The following is a 20,389-nucleotide window of genomic DNA, read 5'->3' on the forward strand; positions in this document are numbered from 1 at the left end:
GGGGTGAAGAAACCGGTTCAGGCCATCGCCGCCAGGGTCTTGCGGAAACGCGCCAGGGACAGGCCGAAGAGGCTTGCTCCGATCAGGACGAGGGTGACGAACTGCGGCCAGACGACGGCCAGGCCGGCGCCGCGATAGAGGATGGCCTGGGCGAGGATGACGAAATGGGTGTTCGGTGCCGCCATCATGGCGAACTGGACCGCGTCCGGCATGCTTTCCCGGGGGGTCACGCTGCCAGAGAGGATCTGCAGCGGGATCAGGATCAGCATCACCAGGAGGCCGAACTGGGGCATCGACCGGGCGAGCGTGCCCAGGAAGATCCCCAGAGAGGTGGTGGCGAAGAGGTGGAGGGCCGATCCGGCCAGGAACAGGAGGATGGAGCCCTGGATGGGAACGGCGAGCAACCCCTGGACGACAAAGACGAGTGAACCGGCCGTGGCGGCCAGGACCACCAGCGCCATGGCCCACACCTTGCCGGCCATGATTTCGAAGGGAGTGACCGGCATCACCAGCAGATGCTCGACGGTGCCGTGCTCACGCTCGCGGATCAGCGCGGCGCCGGTGAGAATGATGGACAGCATGGTGACGTTGTCAATGACCTTCATGACCGCCCCGAACCACGATTTGTTCAGTTGGGGATTGAAGCGGGCCCGCAGGGCCAGCTCCACCGGAGGCGGCGGGTTGGCGCGGTACCCCTGGAGGAAGCTGGAGATCTCCGTGCCGATAATGGTCTGGATATAGCCGCTGCCGACGAAGGCCTGGCTCATCCGGGTGGCGTCCACGTTGAGCTGGATCGTTGGCGAGCGGCCGGCAAGGACGTCGCGCTGGAAACCGGGGGGGATGTTGACGGCAAAGGTATCGAGGCCGGCATCCATCCGGGCATCCATCTCCGACCGTGAAATCAGTGCGGGAGAGAGAAAGTACGGGGGATAAAAGGCGTCGATGATGCGGGTGGAGAGGGGCGAGCGGTCCTCGTCCACGATGGCGATGGGCGCCTTGTGAAGGGTCTCGGGCATGGCGGCTGAGGCGATATAGACGGCATAGGTAAAGGCGTAGAGGATCAGGAAGAGCATCACCGGATCGCGCAGCAGGCTGCGCAGCTCTTTGTTTCCCAGGTGAAAGATGTTGGCGGCACGCATGGTCAGGATTCCTGTTTTCTGAGCAGAAGGGTTCCCAGGGCGATGAGGATGGGAACGGCCAGCAGCAGGGGAAGAAACGAGGCGGAGAGGTCGCTGAAGCCGAGCCCCTTGGAGAAGGTTCCCCGGGCAATGGTCAAAAAATGGGTTGTGGGATAGATCCGGCCGATCACGGCGCCCGCTCCCTCCAGGGACGAGACGGGATCGTTCATCCCGGAGAACTGGACCGCCGGCAGGATGGTCAGAAGCGTCGTGCCGAACAGCGCGGCGATCTGGCTGCGCATGAAGGCCGAGATCACCAGGCCTAGGGCGGTGGCGGCGATTGAGTATAACGCCGCGCCCGCGGCAAGGGCGGTAAAACTCCCCTTGATGGGCAGGCGGAACACGGCAACAGCCAGGGCGGTCAGCAGGAGAAAGTTCAGGAACGCCAGGCAGACATAGGGGATCTGCTTACCGAGGAGAAACTCGAGGCGGGTGGTTGGGGTGACGTAAAAGTTGACGATGGATCCCAGCTCCTTTTCCCGCACCACGGCCAGGGCGGTCAGCATGGCCGGAATCATCATCAGGAGCAGGGGGATCACGGCCGGCACCATGGCCGGCAGGCTCTTCACGTCCGGATTGTAGCGGAACCGGATCTCGATGCTGGCCGCCCCCGCTGTTGCCACCGGCCCGAGGGCGTGCCGGGCCAGATTCGCCATCCAGTGGGCGTGCATCCCCTGCACGTAGCCGCGCACCGTTTCGGCGCGGGTGGGCATGGCGCCGTCGATCCAGGCGCCGATGGCCACCGGTGAGCCCCGGTGCAGGGAGCGGCTGAAGTCGGGAGGAATCTCGATGGCCAGGCTGATCTCGCCGGCGCGCATGCGCCGGTCCAAATCGGCATGGTCCTTTATGGGCGGCTGTTCACGAAAGTAGCGCGAGCCGGACAGGTTCAGGGCATAATCGCGGCTGAGGGTCGTCTGGTCCCTGTCGAGCACCGCAAAGGAGAGATCCTCCACATCCATGTTGATCCCGTACCCCATGACGATCATCAGGATGACGCTCCCCAGCATGGCGAGGGTCAGGCGGATCGGGTCGCGGAGAAGCTCCAGGGCCTCGCGCCGGTTGTAGCTGAAGAGGCGCCGCAGGCTGAAGAAGTCGCTCTTCGCCGCTCCGGCTGGTGCGGATTGTCCTGCAGGGATTTCCGACGGCCCGTCCGGGGCCGTTGCATCCCCGTCCGCCATGCTCTCCTCCGCTTCCTCCAGGTAGCCGATGAAGGCCTCTTCCAGGGTGTTTACCCCCCGCTTTTCGATCAGCGCTGCCGGAGCGTCACTGACGAGCACCCGGCCCGCGTGCATCAGCGAGATCCGGTCGCACCGTTCCGCTTCGTTCATGAAGTGGGTGGAGATGAAAATGGTGACCTTGTCCCGGCGGGCCAGATCGATCATGATCTGCCAGAAGGCATCCCGCGCCACCGGGTCCACCCCCGAGGTCGGTTCGTCGAGGATCAGCATCTCCGGGCCGTGGATCATCGCCACCGCCAGGGAGAGACGCTGCCGGTGGCCCAGCGGCAGGGAGGCGGGGAGGCTCTCCATCTCCTCGCTGAGGCCGAAGCGCCGGGCCATCTCCTCCACCCGTGCCGGGATTCCTTCCTCCGGCATCCGGAAAAGGCGCGCATGAAGCACCAGGTTCTGCCGCACCGTCAGCTCGCCGTAGAGAGAAAACGACTGGGTCATATAGCCGACGCGCCGCCGTGTCTCGATATCCTTTGGATCCACCGGCCGGCCGAAGAGCCGGGCCTCCCCCTCGCTGGCGGGCAGAAGGCCCGTGAGCATCTTCATGGTGGTGGTCTTGCCGCACCCGTTGGATCCCAGGAAGCCGAAAATTTCCCCCTGCCCGATGCGGAAACTGACGGAATCAACAGCGGTGAAATCGCCGAAGCGCATGGTGAGACCGTGGGCCTCGATGGCGGTTTTTCCGGAGTCGGCATCCGGCTCGCGGGGGGGAATGACGACCGGCCGGTAACCTTCGCGCTGGGACGGTGGGAGCAGAGCGATGAAGGCCTCTTCCAGGGTGGCTGTACCGGTGGCGTCGAGGAGCTCCCGGGGGGCTTCCGCGGCGAGCAGACGGCCGGCGTTCATGGCGACGAGCCAGTCGAAACGGGCCGCCTCCTCCATATAGGCGGTGGCCACCAGAACGCTCATGCCGGGCCGGCCGACGCGGATGCGGGTGATGAGCTCCCAGAACTGCCTCCGGGACAGCGGATCGACACCGGTCGTGGGCTCGTCCAGTATCAGCAGGTCGGGGTCGTGAATCAGGGCGCAGCAGAGGCCCAGCTTCTGTTTCATGCCTCCGGAGAGCTTGCCGGCGGGACGATCGGCGAATGGGGCGAGCCCTGTCGCCGAGAGCAGGTTTCCGATGCGATGCTCGCGTTCTTCACGGGCATGACCGAAGAGCCGTCCGAAGAAGTCGGCATTCTCGAAAACGGAAAGCGTGGGATAGAGGTTTCTGCCAAGCCCCTGCGGCATATAGGCGATCCGGGGGCAGGCCGCGCGGCGGTGGCCGGCATCGGCCATGTCGCCCTCCAGTACGGAGATCCGGCCGGACTGGATCTTCCGCGCCCCGGCCACCAGGGACAGCAGGCTGGACTTGCCCACGCCGTCGGGACCGATGAAGCCGACCATGGAGCCGGAAGGCAGGTCGAGGGTAATCCGTTCAAGGGCCTTCGTCCTGCCGTAGTTCAGGCTGACATCCTGCAGCCTCGCCACGGGCGGGAATGGTGGTGGGGAAAGAAAGGCATCAGCAGCCGCGTCGACGGCCTTCATTGGACGAGCTTTTCCCGGAGGCGGTTCGGCCACTCCGCAGTGGGGTCCAGCCGCACATAGGCCACGCCGGGCAGCCCCGTCTTGACCTGGGTGATGTATTTCTGCAGCAGCTCCACGGGAATCTGCGCCCGGACGCGAAACATCAGCTTTTCCCGTTCGCTGGCCGTTTCCACGGTCTTGGGGGTGAACTGGGCGACGTCGGCAATAAAGGAAACTTTAGCGGGGATGGCATACTGGGGAGCGGCATCCAGCACCAGGCGCACCTCGGTTCCCAGGGCCACCTTCCCCACGACAGCCGTGGGCAGGAAAAAGGTCATGTAGACATCGCTCAGATCCACCAGGCTCAACACCCGCCCGCCTGCGCCGACCACCTCGCCGGGCTGGGCGACCCGGTACTGAATCCGGCCGCTCCGGGGGGATTTGAGGGCGCTGTCCCTGATATCCGCCTGGATCCGCTCAACCGTTGCCTGCGCCGCTTCGATGGCCGATTCCTTTCCGGCAACCTGCTCCCGCGCCGTAACAATGGCGGCCTCGGAGGCGGCAACCTGGGCGCGGGCTGCGGCGACGGCAGCAGAGCCGCTCTGCACCCGGGCTCGATCGTCATCTTCCTCCTGCTGCGATGTCGCCCCCTCTGCGGCCAGTGTCGTGGAGCGGGCCAGGCGCTTTCTGGCTACCGCGAGCTCGGCTTCACGCTGCCCCACAACGGCAAGCGCAGCCGCTTTCTCGCTTTCCCTCTGCACCAGCTGGCTGCGGGCGATCGCACTATCGCTCTGTGCCTGCTGCAGCCTGGCCTTGGCCTCACGAAGCTGCGCCTCGAGCACATCCGTGTCCATCATGGCGACCACCTGCCCCGCCGTGACAAAATCGCCCTCCCGCACCAGGATTTCCTTGATCCGGCCGGCGATTTTGGCGGCCACATCGATTTCCGTCGCCTCGATCCGGCCGTTTCCGCCGGCCAGACCCTCATCCGGCCGATCGGCGTAACGCTGCCAGGCAAGAAGAGCCAGAACGACGACGGCCAATGCCACGGCAATGCGGATCAACCATTTTTTCTGCTGAACTGTCATGAACCCCTCTCCTGACTCGATGAATTGTGCTCGGGCCGATCTTCTCCTCCACCGCCCAGGGCGGCATAGAGGTTGACACTGCTGGACAGCAGCGCCCGCCTTGATTGAACCAGCGCCTGCTCGGCGGCAAACCGGTCGCGCTCCGCATCGAGCACTTCGAAATAAGGCGCAGCGCCGCTCTGGTAGCGCAGTCCGGCGAGGCGGGCGCGTTCCGTCTGGGCCACCAGGGTGGCCTGCTGAGCGGCCACCTGTTCGGCGAGCCAGCGCCTTTCGGCCAGGGCATCCGCCACCTCTCGGAAGGCCCCCATGATTGTCCGTTCATAGTCGGCGACCGCCAGATGACGGCGTGCCTCCGACAGGTCCAGGTTGGCCAGATTTCGTCCGCCCTCGAAAATCGGCAGGGTGATGCTGGGCATGAAATTCCAGACGCCGCTGCCCGCGGCAAAGAGATCGCTCAAGTCGGCGCTGGCGGTCCCGGCGCTTCCGATCAGCACGATGCGCGGAAAGAAGGCCGCCCGCGCGGCCCCGATATTGACGAAGGCCGCCTTGAGGCGGTGTTCCGCCGCCAGGACGTCGGGACGGTTGAGCAGCAGGTCGGAGGGCACCCCAACGGAAATTTTCCGGACAAATCCGGCTTCGATCCGGGACAGGGGCGACGTTTCCACCGGCGGGGCGGCTCCGGTCAGAAGGGTCAGGGCATTTCGATTCAGGTCCCGCGTGCGCTGCAGGAGGGCCAGGTTCGCCCGGGCTGAATTGAGGAGGGTTTCCGCCTGGACCGCGTCCAGTTTCGAACCGGCCCCCACCTCGTAGCGTCGCTTCATGATCCGGTAGGATTCCGCCCGGGTGGCCAGGGTGGACTGGGCAATATCGATCAGTTCGTCCAATTCCCGCGCCAGGAGATAGGAATTGGCAACCTCAGCGACGAGGCTGATGACAACGGCGCGTCGAGCCTCTTCCGTCGCCAGGTAGGATTCAAGGGCGGCGGCGGAGAGGTTGCGCACCCGGCCCCAGAAATCGAGCTCCCAGGCGCTGAGGTTCAGGGTGGCCGAATACCGTTCGGAAATCATGGAATGTCCGGTGGGCGAGAGGTCGGCCGGCACCCGGGACCGGTCACTGACCGCTCCGGCACCAATATTGGGAAACTGGTCGGCGCGCTCTATGCCGTAGAGGCTCCGCGCCTCCTGAACGCGGTACATGGCGATCCGCAGATCGCGATTGTTCTCCAGCGCCAGGGCGATCAATCCATGGAGCCGTTTGTCCGTGAAGAATTCACGCCAGTTGAGTCGATGGGCAGCGTCAGCGGCCTGATTTTCCGCCGCCGTGTTGGGATAGGCCGCCGCCGTGGGCAGGGTTGGCCGCTCATAGGAGGGGGCTAGCGAACAGCCGGCCACCAGGAGCATCACGATGCCAGGCAGAATCCTTTGAAGGTTCATTGGGGGAAGCCTTGCCTCAAATTCCCGGCAATTTCGACGCTCAGCCGGGCGAGGACCCGGCTGACGGCTGCCGCCAGCGTTTCATAGCGGCTGTCCGCAAGGGGTTCCGTCAGGGTGGCCATTTCCGTCATGCCTTCCCGGTTCTGACCGGAAAAAATGGTCCACTGGGCCTTGAGGAGAACCTGGTTGCCGGGCGAACAGTCGAGCCGGAGGACCCGAAGGGCCAGAAGGTAATCGGTTTGTTCGGTGCGGATCCGGCGATGGACAAAGACCCGCTTCGATCCGAGGAGCACGGATAGATTTTCCATCAGCACCGTGCTCATGTTGTCCCTCAGGGAGCCTGCCCAGCGGTCGAATTCGGCAAGGGTCAACGCGTTTTCGCCCTCCCGTGTCACAATCTGGGGGCGGTCCAGGTAGTCCGGGATTTCAATGGGGGCGATGGTGACCGAGAAAGGAGGCTCCGCCTGGGAAGGAGGGAAACCCGGCCCCGGCTGTTCGAGGGGGGTGAGCGCATAAAACCGGACCTGGGGTGAACCTGCACAGCCGGCAAGAAGAAGGGCCGCGGCGAGAAAAAAAGTTCCGGGGAAGAAAAAGGCTCTGTTCATGTCAATATCCTTTCGGGATGGCCTTGCCCTTGAGCAGGGAATCGGGATGGCGTTCCAGGAAATCGGAAAGGTGTCGCAGCGAACGGGACGCCGCGCCGAGTTCCTGCAGGGCCCTGTTCATTTCCGCCACCAGGGGGGAATCCTCCGAATAGGTCTGCAGGGTCCGTTCGGATTGCTTCATCAGCGCCTGGGTCGATTCCAGCGTCATCTTTGTCGAGGCGACCAGCTCTCGGACATCCTCCCGGAGGGCCGTGGCGGTCGCCCGGCTCTCGACCAATGTCTCTTCCGTGGCGGTGGAGGTCCGAGCCAGATTTTCGAAGAGGGGATCGATCTGACCGTCCAGGTGCCGGACGAGGGTTTGGACGTCCTTGAGAGTGGCTTCCAGGGTCTGACTGGTTTGTTTTGCATTGATGGAATTGAGGAGCCGGTCAAGCCCTTGAACGGCGCCGTTCAGATTGGCGATGATTTCTCTCAGGGGGAGGTTGGAAACGGATCTCTGAAGCTCCTGAAATTCCGTAGGGATAGTGGGAATTTCGGTGTACGCCTTATTGGTCCCCACGTAACGGGCTGGTTTCGATGGGAAGAAATCCAGGGCCACCATGAGTTGCCCGGTCACAAAGTTCTGAAGCTGAAGCTGCCCCCTCAGCCCAGCGCCGATCGCCTTATCAATGGCCTTCGCGTCGACCCTCAGCCCTTCGGCGCCTTCGATCCGTACCGGCTCAAGGCGGATGATCACCGGGATGTTCAGGGCATGGTTCGCGGGGTCGATGACCACACTGATGTGGGTGACTTCGCCGATCTTGACCCCCCGGAATGTTACGGGAGATCCCACGTTGAGCCCCTTGACCGATCCTTCGAAGAACAGGACATAGTATTTGCTCTCCCGAAAGAACTTGCCGGAGCCCAGGGCCAGCACCGCGCCGATCAGGATGGCCAGGGCCCCGACCACAAAGGCGCCGATCAACGTTTTATTCGCTTTTCCGCTCATAGGGTTTTCCTCTGCTTTCCGGGAAATTGCGCAGCCCTCATTCCGGTTTCCGCCCTTCCCCCCGGGTGAGGAAACGGACGACTTTTTCATTCCCCGACTCGGCCAGGATCTGTTTAGGATTGCCCGCTGCCGTCATGGTCTTTTCTTCGGGGTCGAGAAAGATGGAATGGGTGCCGATGGCAAAAATGCTCGCCAGATCATGGGTGACCACGACCACGGTCGTGTCCAGGCTTTCGCTCAGCTCAATGATCAGATCGTCCAGCAGCCGGGCGCTGATCGGATCGAGCCCCGCGGAGGGCTCGTCGAAAAAGAGGAAGTCCGGATCGAGGGCCATGGCCCTGGCGAGGCCGGCCCGTTTCTTCATGCCCCCGCTGAGCTCCGAGGGATAAAAGTCCTCGAAGCCGCCGAGTCCGACCAGGGCCAGCTTGAACGAAACCAGTTCCCGAATCTGGGCGGGAGTCAGATCCGTATACTGCTCCAGGGGCAGGGCGACGTTTTCCGCCAGCGTCATGGAGCTCCAGAGAGCGCCGCTCTGAAAGAGGATGCCGAATCGCCTCTTGAGCTGCTCCTGCCGGCTGGGCTCGACATCCCAGAAACTGACGTCGCCGTAAAGGACCTTGCCGCCGGCCGGCCTCTTGAGGCCGATCATCTGCTTCATGAGGGTGCTCTTGCCGCAGCCGCTTCCGCCCATGATGATGAAGATGTCGCCTCGGCGGATCTGAAAATTGAGGTCGCGCATCAGGACGAAACTGCCGTAGGAAATTTCCAGGTTACGGACTTCGATGACGATTTCCCGTTCATTTCCGGAATCGGGCTTCGGTGCGCTCATATGCCCAGCACCTGGCAGAGAAGCGTTATGACGGCGGTGGCCACGACGATGCTGACGATGCCGGTGACCACGGCTGATGTGGCGGCGAAGCCGACGGCGGCGGCGTTCCGCTCGCACTGAAGGCCGCGCAGGCAGCCGGCCAGGGCCACCAGGATCCCGAAGACGAAACTGTGGAAAAGGCCGATCCAGAAGTAGGTCAATTTCACCGCCTTGAGCGTCTGGTAATAGTACTCGGCCACGCCCAGGTCGAGCATGCCGACGCCGACAATCATCCCTCCCAGGATGCCCATGAGATCGGAATAAATGCACAGCATGGGCATCATCAGCATCAGCGCCAGCATCCGGGGCAGGACGAGAAAGTCCATCGGCGGGATCCCCAGGGATTCCAGGGCGTCAATCTCTTCATTGACCTGCATCATTCCGAGTTGAGCGGCAAAGGCCGCTCCCGTCCGACCCGCCATGATGATTCCCGTCATGATGGCCCCCATGACCCGCACCACGCCGATGCCCACCACGTCGGCCACGTAGATCTGAACGCCGAACAGCTTGAGCTGAATCGCGGCCACGAAGGCGAGAATCATCCCCACGAGGAGGCTGATGAGGGAAACAATGGGCAGGGCCTGAGCGCCTGTCTCCTGGAGCGCCTGGCTCAGGTCGGAGCGGCGGAATTCGGCCTTCCCCCGCAGCAGTTTGAAGAAGGAGAGGGTGGCGTCGCCGATGAAGGCGAGCATTTCCTGAAAGCCATGGAAGAGATCCAGGGTTGCATCGGCAACCCGCACCAGAAAGCCCGGAGAGGACTTTTCACGCGTCACCCCCGTACGCTGTTTATCGGGAGAGGCCAGGTCCAGAAGCTTTCGAACCCCTTCGGGCAGCCCGGAAAGATCGACCGGAGTCCCGCTTCCGTTGCAGAGATCGACGATCCTGGCCAGAAAGACCAGAAAGCCGCTGTCCCAGGCGCCAAGGCCTTCGGTTACGAAAGCGATCCGGGGCGCCGGTTTTGTCCGGACAAGGTCCTGCAGGGCCTCGTCGGCATCGGGAAGATCGCCGCCCGCCACCCAGTTTCCGGAAAATTTCAGGACAAGTCTGTCCGGGGCAACCGGGATAAACTGTACGGCAGCGTCCTCAAAATGGGCTGTATCGGAATGTTCCTGTTGCATCGGAATCAGCGATGGTTTTTTCTATGAATCAGGTGATATCGGTACTGGCAGCGCTTCAGGGTTACAAGCCGTCATCTGCTGTCAGATTCTATCTTTCCACGGGTTCACGGTTTCTTCATCCGTCACAGTATGATGCCCCTGCCGTTTTCCGGCAGTTGCTGCCGATGTGACGGCACTATACCAGAATTTCGAATTCTTTTCACCATCCGTTATGCCGGTTCTCCCGCTCATGAGAATCATCTACCGATTTTGTGTGCCAGGAAGACACGGGTGGGTTTTACTTCCGAAGCATTGGATATACCGATGAATTTATTGACAATGGGTCTTCCCTGTGCGATAGGCTTAGTGGTGATATCTGAGGAATTCGCGGACTTGGGTCCTGAACTTGAGATTCGGATTCATTCATAGATTCAAAGTACGAACCTTAAGCATCAACCCTAAAGATAAATAGCATATCTCCTTTGGTAGTCAAAGCTACTTTCGTAAGCTAAAAGGTAAGAGCTGAGTGACAAACCCTGGAAGAAAAAGACACATAGGAAGCAAATAAAATTTCTTACAATCACGAGCACTACCGGGGCTCGCAAAAAGCGCGGGTCCGGTGAGCAGGCCGTTAGGCGCAATCTCAAAATCACTATGCCCACGGAGGTGCTAGATGCAGGGGCTCAATACCCTCACTGCGAATATCCGGCGCGAATGGCTGGCGAGAATACTGGATGGATCGAAGAAGATTGAGTATCGAGACGTTACTGACTACTGGCTGTCCAGACTCGAACGGGTCGGCCCTCCACCTTTTCTGCTGCGACTCATCAACGGTATGCGACCAGATTCACCTGAGGCTACACTGTTGGTGGACCGGGTTGACATAGACATTTTGGCAGGACAGATACGTCTGCACATTAAGGAAATTCGTGAGACTATACGCTGGAATCCTGCATGGCACTCGAAATACCCTCCCCTTCAACCTGAACCGCCTCTCGATCCATCGTCTTTGTTTAAGGAACCATTAGCCAAATCCAATATCCGACTTGCTGTTTCCTTGCCTATTAAGGAATCATTGTCACCTGGGAAACCTGTCACGTTCGCACTGCCCTTGGCGGACGATACCTACGGGCAATTTGCACAAGCGCCTGAGGGCATCTTTGCTGTAGGGTTGGAGGCGGATAATCAAGTCCGACAGGTTGCACTCCTCAGTGCATACGACCGTATCTTTGAGGATGTCGTTGATTACACCGTTGTCGCATTGCCGGAATGTACCTAATGAAGATTGCCGCCGACGCGCTACGCGTGCTGCTGATCCTTTCGATCGCTTAACATGGAACATGACAACCATGGCTTACGGTTGTCATGTCTCGTAAAATATGTGGTGGATCATAAAATGATCAGAGAGTTTCGCGTTGTCATTGAAAAGGACAAAGACGGGTATTTTGTCGCTTCCTTACCGACGCTGCGGGGCTGTCATACCCAGGCAAGATCCCTGGATGCACTTATGAAAAGGGTAAGGGAAGCGATTGAACTTTGTCTCGAAGTTGAAGAACCCGTACCTACCGAGTTCGTCGGTGTGCAGAGAATAGCCATTACCGCATGAGTACTCTTCCCGCAATTACAGGGAACCGCTTTATCAAGAGTCTTGGAAGGCTTGGTTTTGAAGTCGTTCGCCGGAAGGGAAGCCAGCATTTTCTCCGTCATCCGGACGGCAGATGCACGGTGGTTCCTGTTCATCGTGGCGAGACAATTGGTCGCGGGCTGCTGGCGCAAATGCTCAAAGACTGTGAAACAACGGAAGAAGAGCTGAAGAGTCTGATGTGAGCGGACAACGGCATACATCGGACAAGCCGCTGAGGCCGGACGTCCGGCTAGAAAAGGAGAACCCTATGAAAAGACTTGGTTTGCTCATGCTTCTATTGTTTTTTGTGGTGCTGAGTGGTTGTGCCACCAGATCCATCTCTAACTCCGGTTACAATCCGGGTGGCTATTACAGCCGGGGAACCGACAACCCGCTCTATAAGGGCGAGTTGAGCGAATTCGATGTTCTCGGCATCGATGCTGGAAAAGAGATAACGGAACAGGACATACTTGCGGCTGCAAGTGCCGGCAAGAGCCGGCTCACTTTGCGCAAAGGCGATTCCATTCTTCTCATCCAGTCGGGAGCCATGATTCCAGATCAAGACATGACGGCGAGCGCTGAAAGGTACTTTTCCGTGAGCGTCTTCACCGGTGTTCCCGAGCAGGGAAAGAAGACCAACGCAAGCTATGCGAAGGCGCTGCGGCTTGCCGCTGCCGGAGCAGGCATCGAAAAGATCCTGGTCTACTGGGGCGTTCTTGAATCGGGAACAAAGAATCTCATCACAAAGTCTGTCTCCTGGGTTCCCCTGGCAGGGATGGCAATCCCGGACCAGGCCCAGGAACTTCGCATTCGTCTGAAGGTTGCCCTCATAGACGTCAAGACGGGTCAGTGGGACATTTTCGTACCAAAGGTTTTCGAAGACACAGCGTACAGTGCTTCCCTCACCCGCGAACGCTCCGATCAACAGCAGGTTGAGCTGCTGAAGACAAAGGCTTATCAGGCAGCTATCGAGGGTACGTTGGCGCGGTACTCGAGGTGAGCCATAACAGTAATCGGCTACAGATGAGCACCCACTGGAAATCTCAACTGCCAGGGACAACGATCCATATCGGGCTGAAATCAAGGGGGATGATTTGTGGCTGTTTTTAAAGGTGCGCATCAGCAATATTGCCTGCTGAGGGCGGGGGAAAAAGTCCCGGAGCAGCCGATCGTTATTGTCGTCACTTGACGCATCGTTCTGCGGGATCCGGAATGAACGACGAGCGGCAGGGTTATCCTTCCCGGATCATTTGAAGCAGCTCATCCGCCGACATCCTGCCGCTCATATCGCTTCCGTCCAGCAGGCTGTTGGCCAGGTCGCGCTTCGTGCCGTGGAGCTTCAGGATTTTTTCTTCGATGGTGTTCTTCGTCACCAAGCGGTACACGGTCACGGGACGCTGCTGGCCGATGCGGTGCGCCCGGTCGGAGGCCTGATCCTCCACCGCCGGATTCCACCAGGGGTCCATGTGGATGACGTAGTCCGCCGCCGTCAGGTTGAGGCCCACGCCCCCGGCCCGGAGGCTGATGAGGAACAGGGAGCCCTGTCCCGCCTGAAAGGCCTCCACTTCCCGCCGGCGTTCCTTGGGCGGTGTGCCGCCGTCGAGGTAGCGGTACTCGATGCCCTTCACCTTCAGATAATTCCGGATCAGGGTCAGGTGGCCGACGAACTGGCTGAAAACCAGCGCCTTGTGGGAATTTTCCAGCAGTTCCTCCACCACTTCCCCGAACAGGGCCAGCTTGGAGCTGGCCAGGTCGCTTTCCGGCAGAACCAGTCGGGGGTGGCAGCAGGCCTGCCGCAGCCGCATGATCTCCGCCAGGATTTTCAGGTGCTTCTGTCCCGAGGGGCTCTCGTCCTGCTCCAGGGCTTCCACGGCCTCTCGCCGCAGGGCCTCGTAGAGCGCTGTTTCTTCCGGAGACATCTCCACCTGGAGAGTCACCTCGGTCCGGGGAGGCAGCTCATCAAGAACCTGGGATTTGATGCGCCTCAGGAGAAAAGGGGAAACCAGCTTCTTCAGCCTCTTCCTGGCTTCCCGGTCGCCGTTCTTCTCAATGGGGATGGCATAGCGCTCGTTAAACTGCCGGCGGGAGCCAAGCAGTCCGGGATTGATGAAGTCGAAAAGGGTATAGAACTCACCCAGGTGATTTTCAATGGGGGTGCCGGTGGTGATCAGACGGAAATCGCCCTTGAGGGCCAGGGCGGCCTGAGCCCGCTGGGTCTCGAAATTCTTGATGGCCTGGGCCTCATCGAGGATGATGGTGCGCCACTGGACCGTTGCCAGGAGTTCCGCTTCCTGCTGCAGCAGACCGTAACTGCAGATCATCACATCCATGCCCTGGAGGCTTCCGACCAGCTCCTCACGGTGCCGGCCGCCGAACAGGCCGGGATTGAGAGTCGGTGCGAAACGGTTGATTTCAGCCAGCCAGTTCATGCAGACGGACGTGGGGGCAACCACCAGGGCGGGCCCCTGGGGGGCCCGCTGCAGGAGAACCGCCAGGGCCTGAAGCGTTTTTCCCAGCCCCATGTCGTCTGCCAGGCAGGCACCCGCCCCCCATGACGACAGGCGGGACATCCATTCAAAACCGGCCACCTGGTAATCCCGCAGTTCCGCCATCAGCGTGGAGGGGACGGCTGGCTTCAGGGACGTCCCCTGTTCGAAGGCCTTCAACCGCTCCTTCCAGGAGGAGTCCCGGCTCACGTGGGGAAAATCGTCGAGGAGATCGTCCATGACGGGAACGGCCAGGGCGTGGCATCGGACAGCGTCTGCCTCCTTGTCCACGTAGGGGCTCATTTCATCCAGGCGCCGGCGCAGCGCCTCGGTGAGGGCGACAAAGCGGCCTTCCCCCAGGGGTAGAAAACGGCGGGGTGCGTTCTCTGCCAGTTCAAGGAGCGTTTTCATGTCCAGAAGCAGGCCGTCATCCAGTTTGAGCTGACCCTCCAGCTCGAACCAGTCTCCGGATTTGCGAATCTTCATGCGGAACGAATCGAACGTTACCGTCTGCGGCGTCTTCAGGGATTCTCCCTCCGGCCATTCCGCAACCGCTTCTCCCTGCTCCTGCAGGGCTTTCAGCTACAGCAGCACTTCCAGGCAATCCTCCGGATTTTCCAGGTATCCCTGCCCCCGGTTGTTGAGCACCAGGGCCAGCGTAGGGCAGGAATCTTCCAGGAGCTTCACCTTCCGGATCTCCAGGGCGAGATCCCGCCGGGCCAGCATCCGTTTCCCGTCCATGTCCGCCATGACGTGCTCCATGCCTTTACCCGGTTGCAGGCGGATCCCTCCACTGCCGAAGGGGCGCACCAGCACTTCCACGTGGAATCCTTCGCCGATCGGTGCCAGCTGGACAACCGGATGGGGATCGCCTTCAATCTCCTCGAGGGCCTCCGCGCTTCCGCCGATGGTGGAATGGATGGTCACCAGGGTGGAAAGCTCCGCCATGGCTTCGATGAGCTCATTTTTGGCCGTTGCTGGAACCATCAATCCCTTGCCGCCCAGGATCTGCCCGATGCGTCGATGTGCGTCCGACAGCTCGCAGACCTTGAAGCGGGTGGGGCTTTCCGGCAGCATGGTCACCCGGGATTCCGAAAGGGGAACGCTCAAGTGGAGGCGCAATCCTTCCTGGGATTCCGTCACCACCAGCTCCACCTCCCCTCGGAGAAATTCCACGGATTTTTCCGGGTTCTCTTCGGAAAAAATCAGGGGATGGCCCACGAGCAGCGGCAGGGTCTTTTCCCAGTCAAAATAATACTCGGCGCTGCTGTACCCTCCGTAATAGCGTGATTCCGCTTTCAGGGTCGCCCGGATCATGTGATCCTGACGGCTCAGGTACTCCAGGTTGGTTCCCTTGTGCAGCCGGCTGAGGGCGACGGGCCGCCCCGAAGTCCATCCCCCCCGGGCCTTCTGCCTCTGCTCCAGCGGCTTGAGGGACAGCCCTTCCTCTCCGTGCCGGAAAAGCCAGATCAGCCGTTTTTCAGCGGACGCGGCAGCCGGACGCTCCGTCTCCGCCGCCTGCTTCAGGGCACGGAGGCTTTTCCTCCAGGGCTCTTCAAAATGGATCGATGGGATCAGAGAGACCAGCCCTGTAGCTTCACCGATCTCCCGGACCTGCTGCCGGTACAGGGCCGTATTGACGCCGCCGGCGTCCAGCAGGCCTGCGCATTCCATCGCGGCCCAGGACATGCCACTTTCCCGGGCCTGCCGATACAACTCCTGCAGCGACACAATGGTCTTTGATCCCAGGCGGCGCTTCTGCCAGTATTCCGCCAAGGCGGTGAAAATGGCCCCGATGCCGGTCCCTTCCTGGGGCGAGTCGTAAGCGGGGTAGTCCGGGTCCATCATCAGGGTAGCGGCGATTTTTCGCAGGGCGGTCAGGCCGGCAATATAAAAGCTGTTGGGATTGTTGCGGTGGGCCGTCAGGTACAGATATTTTTTGATTTTCGCCGCCCCTGCCGTGTCCGGGGATGCGGAATAGGACTTCAGCAAGGCCAGCAGGAAAAAAAGGCCCGCCGGATCGATAAAGAAATTGTTTCGAATGCCGGATCTCCGGATCAGTTGGCGGAGTTCCGCCTCGTAGGCGGCGATGGACTCCTCGTTCTTCCCTTCGAGGAAGTAAAGGCATCCCTGCAGGCCATCCGTTGAGCCTTCTGCTTCGTTTCTCAACTTGTCCAGAAGCCGCCCGGCTTCATCAAGGCGGCCTCCCAGCAGCAGGCGAAGGGCCAGGACATGGAGCAGGGGGCGCTCTCCGTACCCCTGCGGCTGTTCCCCGAAGGCCAGAGCCAGGGCGTCATTGAGCGGCGCCTCGTCAGGTTCAAGGAAGATGAGACTCTGGAAAAGGATTCGGGATAACGCGGCGGAGCGGAGATCCAGGGGCAGTGTGGCGAACCAGGCCGGATCGAAGGGTGCGTTGCAGATGCGCAGAAAAGGGTCGGGGATGCGGAAGGGTACCGGGCAGTAACGCAGCATCTGGTCGTAGAGCACCTTGACCTCGCGGGAATCCCCTCGGTACAGGGCGATGCGGAAATCCCGCAGAACGCGCTTCCAGTCGTATTCCGGAGAATAGCGGGAAAGATAGCGATTTCCGGGCATGAGCCGTTGAATCGTCCGGGCCATCTTCTCAAAGTGCCCGTCTGCAACGGCCAGCCGGGTGGCGATTTCCCGGAATCCTTCCGGGCATTGATAGTGGTTATCCACCAGGCCCAGCTTCAGGATCCGCTTCAGGGCCGGCTGCAGGTTCTGCCAACTGGTCCTGCCGGTTCCGTTGGAGTGAATTCCCGTGACATCGAAGCAGCGGATGACCGTGGTCATGCTCATCGGTTCCATCGCAACGGAACAGAACTGGACCAGGAGCTTCTCCGCCGGGGATAATGCGTTATAGAGTGATGAAAGCTGCTCGCTCTTTTTTGAAACGGATGCCGAAGTAAATTGCCGATTCATAAATGCTCAATAATCCTATTTCTGGATCACCTATTCTGCCGGGATTCTGCTTTATTTGCATTCATCATGCAAGAATTTTTATCAGGAAAATGCCGGTTCCCTCCGGCAGGGCGGCATCGGCCTTCCCAAAGCTAAACCTCGAATAAAATCGGGAAATGTGTTACCAAGAAATCTATCAACAGCCAATGGCATGAGGAGGTTTTTATGAGAGTTCGCGTATCCGCTGTATTTGAACAGGCCGGTGAAATTCTCTGCATGAAGTACGTCTACGGCGGAAAGGAGGTCTTTGCCCTTCCCGGCGGCGGGGTGGACAAGGACATACCGCTCCAGGAAGCCATTGTGAACGAATGGAAGGAAGAGCTGGGGGTGAAGGTCGATATCGGCGACATTATCCTGATCGGCGAAGCCCCTGCCGGAAAGAGGCATCCCCAGACCCTGCACATTGTCTTCGAGGCAACGGAAATCCGCGGCGCTCCGAAAGTGCGGCCTGACGCCACTCATTCCCTGGATGTCGCCTGGGTTTCCCTGGATCGATTACCTTCGCTTCCCCTGTATCCCGACGTGGGCAAACAGCTTTCGATCAGTCTCTCCGAAGCTCCCCGCCGGTCCATCACCTTCATCAGCAACTGCATGGAGCGGGGTTACTGGTAACGGAAGTCCTCCGTTGATCCGCCGCCCAGCACCTTGTACAGGGTGATCCGGCTGGTGAACCCCTCAAGGCGAAGGGCGGTCAAGGCCTGCTGAGCGCTGTACAGGGAACGCTGGGCGTCCAGGACACTCAGGTAGCTGTCGATTCCCCTGTCGTAGCGGGCGTCGGCGAGGCGGTAAGCCTTGGCGGTCGCCTCCACAAGGGATTGCTGTGCCGCCAACTGCTCTCCCAGGGTACCCTTCAGAGCCAGGGCATCCGCCACTTCCCGGAAGGCCGCCTGAATCGTCTGTTCGTACCGGGTTACGGAGATCTCCCGCTCCACTTTTGTGACATCATAAGCGGACCAGGTGCGGGCGTCGAAAATCGGCATGACGATCTGCGGGCCGAAAGTCCAGGTGCCCTGTCCGGACTTGAACAGGTCGGACAGGTCGGCGCTTGCCGTTCCGACAGTGGTTGTCAGGGAGATGCGGGGGAAGAAGGCCGCCCGGGCGGCGCCGATGTTGGCGTGGGCCGCTTTGAGCCGGTGTTCCGCCGCCAGCACATCGGGCCGGCTTAACAGCACATCGGAAGAAAGGCCGGCCGAGACCTCTTTCGGAGGTTTGATCCAACTGAGCTCCGAAGGGAGGAACTCCGCGGGAACGGGCGTCCCCGCGAGAAGATTTAGGGCGTTGACATCCTGCGCCGCCCATTGTGTGTAAATGGCGACGTTTCGCCTGGCCGTATCCACCTGGGTCTGCGCACGGCTGAGATCCAGTTCCGATGCGAGCCCCACGTCATAGCGCTTTCGGATCAGATTGTAGGCGGTTTGCTGGGTTTCAAGCGTGGAGTGGGAGAGGGCGAGATTCTCCCCATCGGCCGCCAGGGCAAACCAGACGTTGGCCACCTCCGATACCAGCAGAATCTGTGCGTTGCGCCGGGCCTCGTCCGTTGCCAGATACTCTTCCAGCGCTCGGTCCTTGAGGCTCTGGATGCGTCCGAAAAAATCGATTTCCCAGGAACTGACGCCGAAATCGACACGGTATTGTTCCCGGGTCGTTCTGCGCCCGCTTGAGGAGAGATCCGCCGGCACCCGTTCCTTGATTCCGCTTCCGGCCGCATCCAGCGAGGGCAGCAGTTCGTCGCGCTGAACGCGATAGAGCGCCCGCGCCCTCTCGACGCTCAAGGCCGCCAGGCGCAGGTCGCGGCTGTTTTTCAGGGCTATTTCGACGGTCTTTTGCAGGCGTTCCTCGGGAAGAAATTCCCGCCATGGCAAATCGGCTGCCGGTTCGGAAAGGGCAGGCCTTTCTTCCTGGTAGGCGGCGCCCGTCGGCCAGTTGCCGGGGACGGGAGGCGCCGGGCGGTCGTACTTCGGGGCCAGGGTGCATCCTCCCAGCAGGACCGCAAGGATTCCAAGCATCAAAAGCCGGCATCTATTCTTGTTTCGATTCATCTTCTCAATCCTCGATTGGATTTTTCTTCTCTTCTTCGACGGCCTTGAGTTCCTCCGTCAGTTCCTGATCGATCACGCCAATGCGGTGGGATGCGTTGAGCGGATCTGTTCCGGCCGTCTTCTGCTGCAGTTTTTTCCCGAACAGTTTTTCGATCAGCACGTAGAAGAGGGGAGCAAAAATGATCACCAGGACCGTGGCGGTGACCATTCCTCCCAGTACGCCGGTGCCGATGGCATTCTGGGCGCCCGCTCCCGCTCCTGTGGCCAGGGTAAGGGGGAGAACGCCGAAACCGAAGGCCAGGGAGGTCATGACGATCGGCCGGAAACGCAGTCGGGCTCCCTCCAGGGTGGCTTCGATCAGATCCATGCCCCTTTCCCGTCCGGCCTTCGCGAACTGGACGATCAGGATGGCGTTCTTGGTCGTGAGCCCCAGGGTCGTCAGAAGGCCGATCTGAAAATAGACGTCGTTGGGCAATCCCCGCAGGCTGGAGGCGATGACGCCGCCAATGACCCCGAGAGGCAGGGCGAACAGGATCGAAAAGGGGATCGGCCAACTCTCATAGAGGGCGGCCAGGCAGAGGAAGATCACGAAAATGGAAAAGGCATAGAGCAATCCGGCCTGAGAGCTGGCCATCCGCTCCTGGTAGGAAAGGCCGGTCCAGTCGAAGCCGACACCCTGCGGCAACTTTGCGACAAACCCTTCCATGGCCTCCATGGCTTCACCGGAACTCCTGCCCGCCGCCGCCTCTCCCACGATGTTGACGGACGGGAAACCGTTGTATCGCTCCAGTTTGGGAGAGCCGGATGTCCAGTGTCCCGTGGCGAAGGAGGAAAAGGGAACCATCCGGCCCGCGTTATTGCGAACGTGAAGCTTTTCCAGGTCGCTGGGCAGCATGCGGTAGGGGGCATCCGCCTGGACGTACACCCGTTTGACCCGGCCGGCCTGGATGAAGTCATTGACATAGGCGCTGCCGAAGGCCGAGGAGATCGTGCCGTGGATCGACGTTATCGGCAATCCCAGCGCGCCGGCCTTTTCCCAGTCGACGTCAACCCGGTACTCCGGCACATCTTCCAGGCCGTTGGGCCGGACCTTCGTCAATACCTTGTCTTGAGCCGCCATGCCGAGGAGCTGATTCCGGGCCGCCATCAGCCGGGCGTGCCCCATGCCGCCCCGGTCGAGGAGCTGGAGGTCGAACCCTTTGGACGTGCCCAGTTCAATCACCGCGGGAGGTGCGAAGGCAAAAACCATGGCGTTGCGAATCC

General features: G+C 60.7%; 17 protein-coding genes. 5 read left to right on the forward strand and 12 right to left on the reverse strand.

Features of this window, described 5'->3' with window-relative positions; all coding sequences use genetic code 11:
• Positions 1–17 precede the first annotated feature (17 nt).
• From AB3175_RS10735 to AB3175_RS10770, 8 genes are read right to left on the reverse strand one after another with little or no spacing between them, the layout of a single operon-like run.
• On the reverse strand, positions 18–1,139 hold the full coding sequence (locus AB3175_RS10735) for an ABC transporter permease (RefSeq protein ID WP_367360939.1): 1,122 nt from the start codon (positions 1,137–1,139) through the stop codon (positions 18–20).
• 2 nt (positions 1,140–1,141) lie between these two features.
• Positions 1,142–3,937, reverse strand: a complete 2,796-nt coding sequence (gene rbbA, locus AB3175_RS10740) for a ribosome-associated ATPase/putative transporter RbbA (protein WP_367360940.1) — start codon at positions 3,935–3,937, stop codon at positions 1,142–1,144.
• Entirely contained in the window at positions 3,934–5,004 is a 1,071-nt protein-coding gene (locus AB3175_RS10745; protein WP_367360941.1) for an HlyD family secretion protein, read from the reverse strand. The genes rbbA and AB3175_RS10745 overlap by 4 nt, the downstream gene beginning before the upstream one ends.
• Positions 5,001–6,437 carry an efflux transporter outer membrane subunit gene (locus tag AB3175_RS10750; protein WP_367360942.1) on the reverse strand — a complete coding sequence of 479 codons (1,437 nt, stop codon included), beginning with the start codon at positions 6,435–6,437 and terminating at the stop codon, positions 5,001–5,003. Before AB3175_RS10750 ends, AB3175_RS10745 begins: the two co-directional genes overlap by 4 nt.
• The gene (locus AB3175_RS10755; protein WP_367360943.1) at positions 6,434–7,042 is read right to left on the reverse strand and encodes a membrane integrity-associated transporter subunit PqiC; all 609 of its coding nucleotides are present in this window, start codon (positions 7,040–7,042) and stop codon (positions 6,434–6,436) included. The genes AB3175_RS10750 and AB3175_RS10755 overlap by 4 nt, the downstream gene beginning before the upstream one ends.
• Before the next feature lies 1 nt (position 7,043).
• On the reverse strand, positions 7,044–8,030 hold the full coding sequence (locus AB3175_RS10760; protein ID WP_367360944.1) for an MlaD family protein: 987 nt from the start codon (positions 8,028–8,030) through the stop codon (positions 7,044–7,046).
• Positions 8,031–8,067: 37 nt separating this feature from the next.
• The gene (locus AB3175_RS10765) at positions 8,068–8,859 is read right to left on the reverse strand and encodes an ABC transporter ATP-binding protein (RefSeq protein ID WP_367360945.1); all 792 of its coding nucleotides are present in this window, start codon (positions 8,857–8,859) and stop codon (positions 8,068–8,070) included.
• A complete protein-coding gene (locus AB3175_RS10770) occupies positions 8,856–10,016 on the reverse strand; it encodes an MlaE family ABC transporter permease (protein ID WP_367360946.1) in 1,161 nt (386 codons plus the stop codon). Before AB3175_RS10770 ends, AB3175_RS10765 begins: the two co-directional genes overlap by 4 nt.
• 652 nt (positions 10,017–10,668) lie before the next feature.
• On the opposite strand from AB3175_RS10770, the gene AB3175_RS10775 reads away from it, so the two are divergent.
• The 4 genes from AB3175_RS10775 (at position 10,669) to AB3175_RS10790 (ending at position 12,619) form a co-directional block, all read left to right on the forward strand.
• Entirely contained in the window at positions 10,669–11,274 is a 606-nt protein-coding gene (locus tag AB3175_RS10775) for a hypothetical protein (protein ID WP_367360947.1), read from the forward strand.
• A gap of 117 nt (positions 11,275–11,391) precedes the next feature.
• Positions 11,392–11,601 (forward strand): type II toxin-antitoxin system HicB family antitoxin, encoded by a 210-nt coding sequence (locus AB3175_RS10780; RefSeq protein WP_367360948.1) that lies wholly within the window; start codon positions 11,392–11,394, stop codon positions 11,599–11,601.
• Entirely contained in the window at positions 11,598–11,822 is a 225-nt protein-coding gene (locus tag AB3175_RS10785; protein WP_367360949.1) for a type II toxin-antitoxin system HicA family toxin, read from the forward strand. Before AB3175_RS10780 ends, AB3175_RS10785 begins: the two co-directional genes overlap by 4 nt.
• Before the next feature lie 65 nt (positions 11,823–11,887).
• The gene (locus AB3175_RS10790) at positions 11,888–12,619 is read left to right on the forward strand and encodes an aminopeptidase (protein ID WP_367360950.1); all 732 of its coding nucleotides are present in this window, start codon (positions 11,888–11,890) and stop codon (positions 12,617–12,619) included.
• Between the two features lie 232 nt (positions 12,620–12,851).
• On the opposite strand, the gene AB3175_RS10795 is transcribed toward AB3175_RS10790, so the two are convergent.
• Both AB3175_RS10795 and AB3175_RS10800 read right to left on the reverse strand, forming a co-directional pair.
• A complete protein-coding gene (locus AB3175_RS10795; protein ID WP_367360951.1) occupies positions 12,852–14,591 on the reverse strand; it encodes a DEAD/DEAH box helicase in 1,740 nt (579 codons plus the stop codon).
• A 96-nt stretch (positions 14,592–14,687) separates the two neighbouring features.
• On the reverse strand, positions 14,688–17,048 hold the full coding sequence (locus AB3175_RS10800) for a hypothetical protein (RefSeq protein WP_367360952.1): 2,361 nt from the start codon (positions 17,046–17,048) through the stop codon (positions 14,688–14,690).
• A 204-nt stretch (positions 17,049–17,252) separates the two neighbouring features.
• On the opposite strand from AB3175_RS10800, the gene AB3175_RS10805 reads away from it, so the two are divergent.
• A complete protein-coding gene (locus AB3175_RS10805) occupies positions 17,253–17,699 on the forward strand; it encodes an NUDIX domain-containing protein (RefSeq protein WP_367360953.1) in 447 nt (148 codons plus the stop codon).
• Here AB3175_RS10805 and AB3175_RS10810 read toward each other — a convergent pair.
• Entirely contained in the window at positions 17,690–19,126 is a 1,437-nt protein-coding gene (locus AB3175_RS10810) for an efflux transporter outer membrane subunit (protein WP_367360954.1), read from the reverse strand. The genes AB3175_RS10805 and AB3175_RS10810 overlap by 10 nt on opposite strands.
• 4 nt (positions 19,127–19,130) lie before the next feature.
• Positions 19,131–20,389, reverse strand: a 1,259-nt coding sequence (locus AB3175_RS10815; RefSeq protein ID WP_367360955.1) for an efflux RND transporter permease subunit, incomplete at its 5' end; no start/stop codon positions are given.

Origin of the sequence: Syntrophus sp. (in: bacteria), from assembly GCF_040768185.1 — a bacterium.
Classification (GTDB): domain Bacteria; phylum Desulfobacterota; class Syntrophia; order Syntrophales; family Syntrophaceae; genus Syntrophus; species Syntrophus buswellii.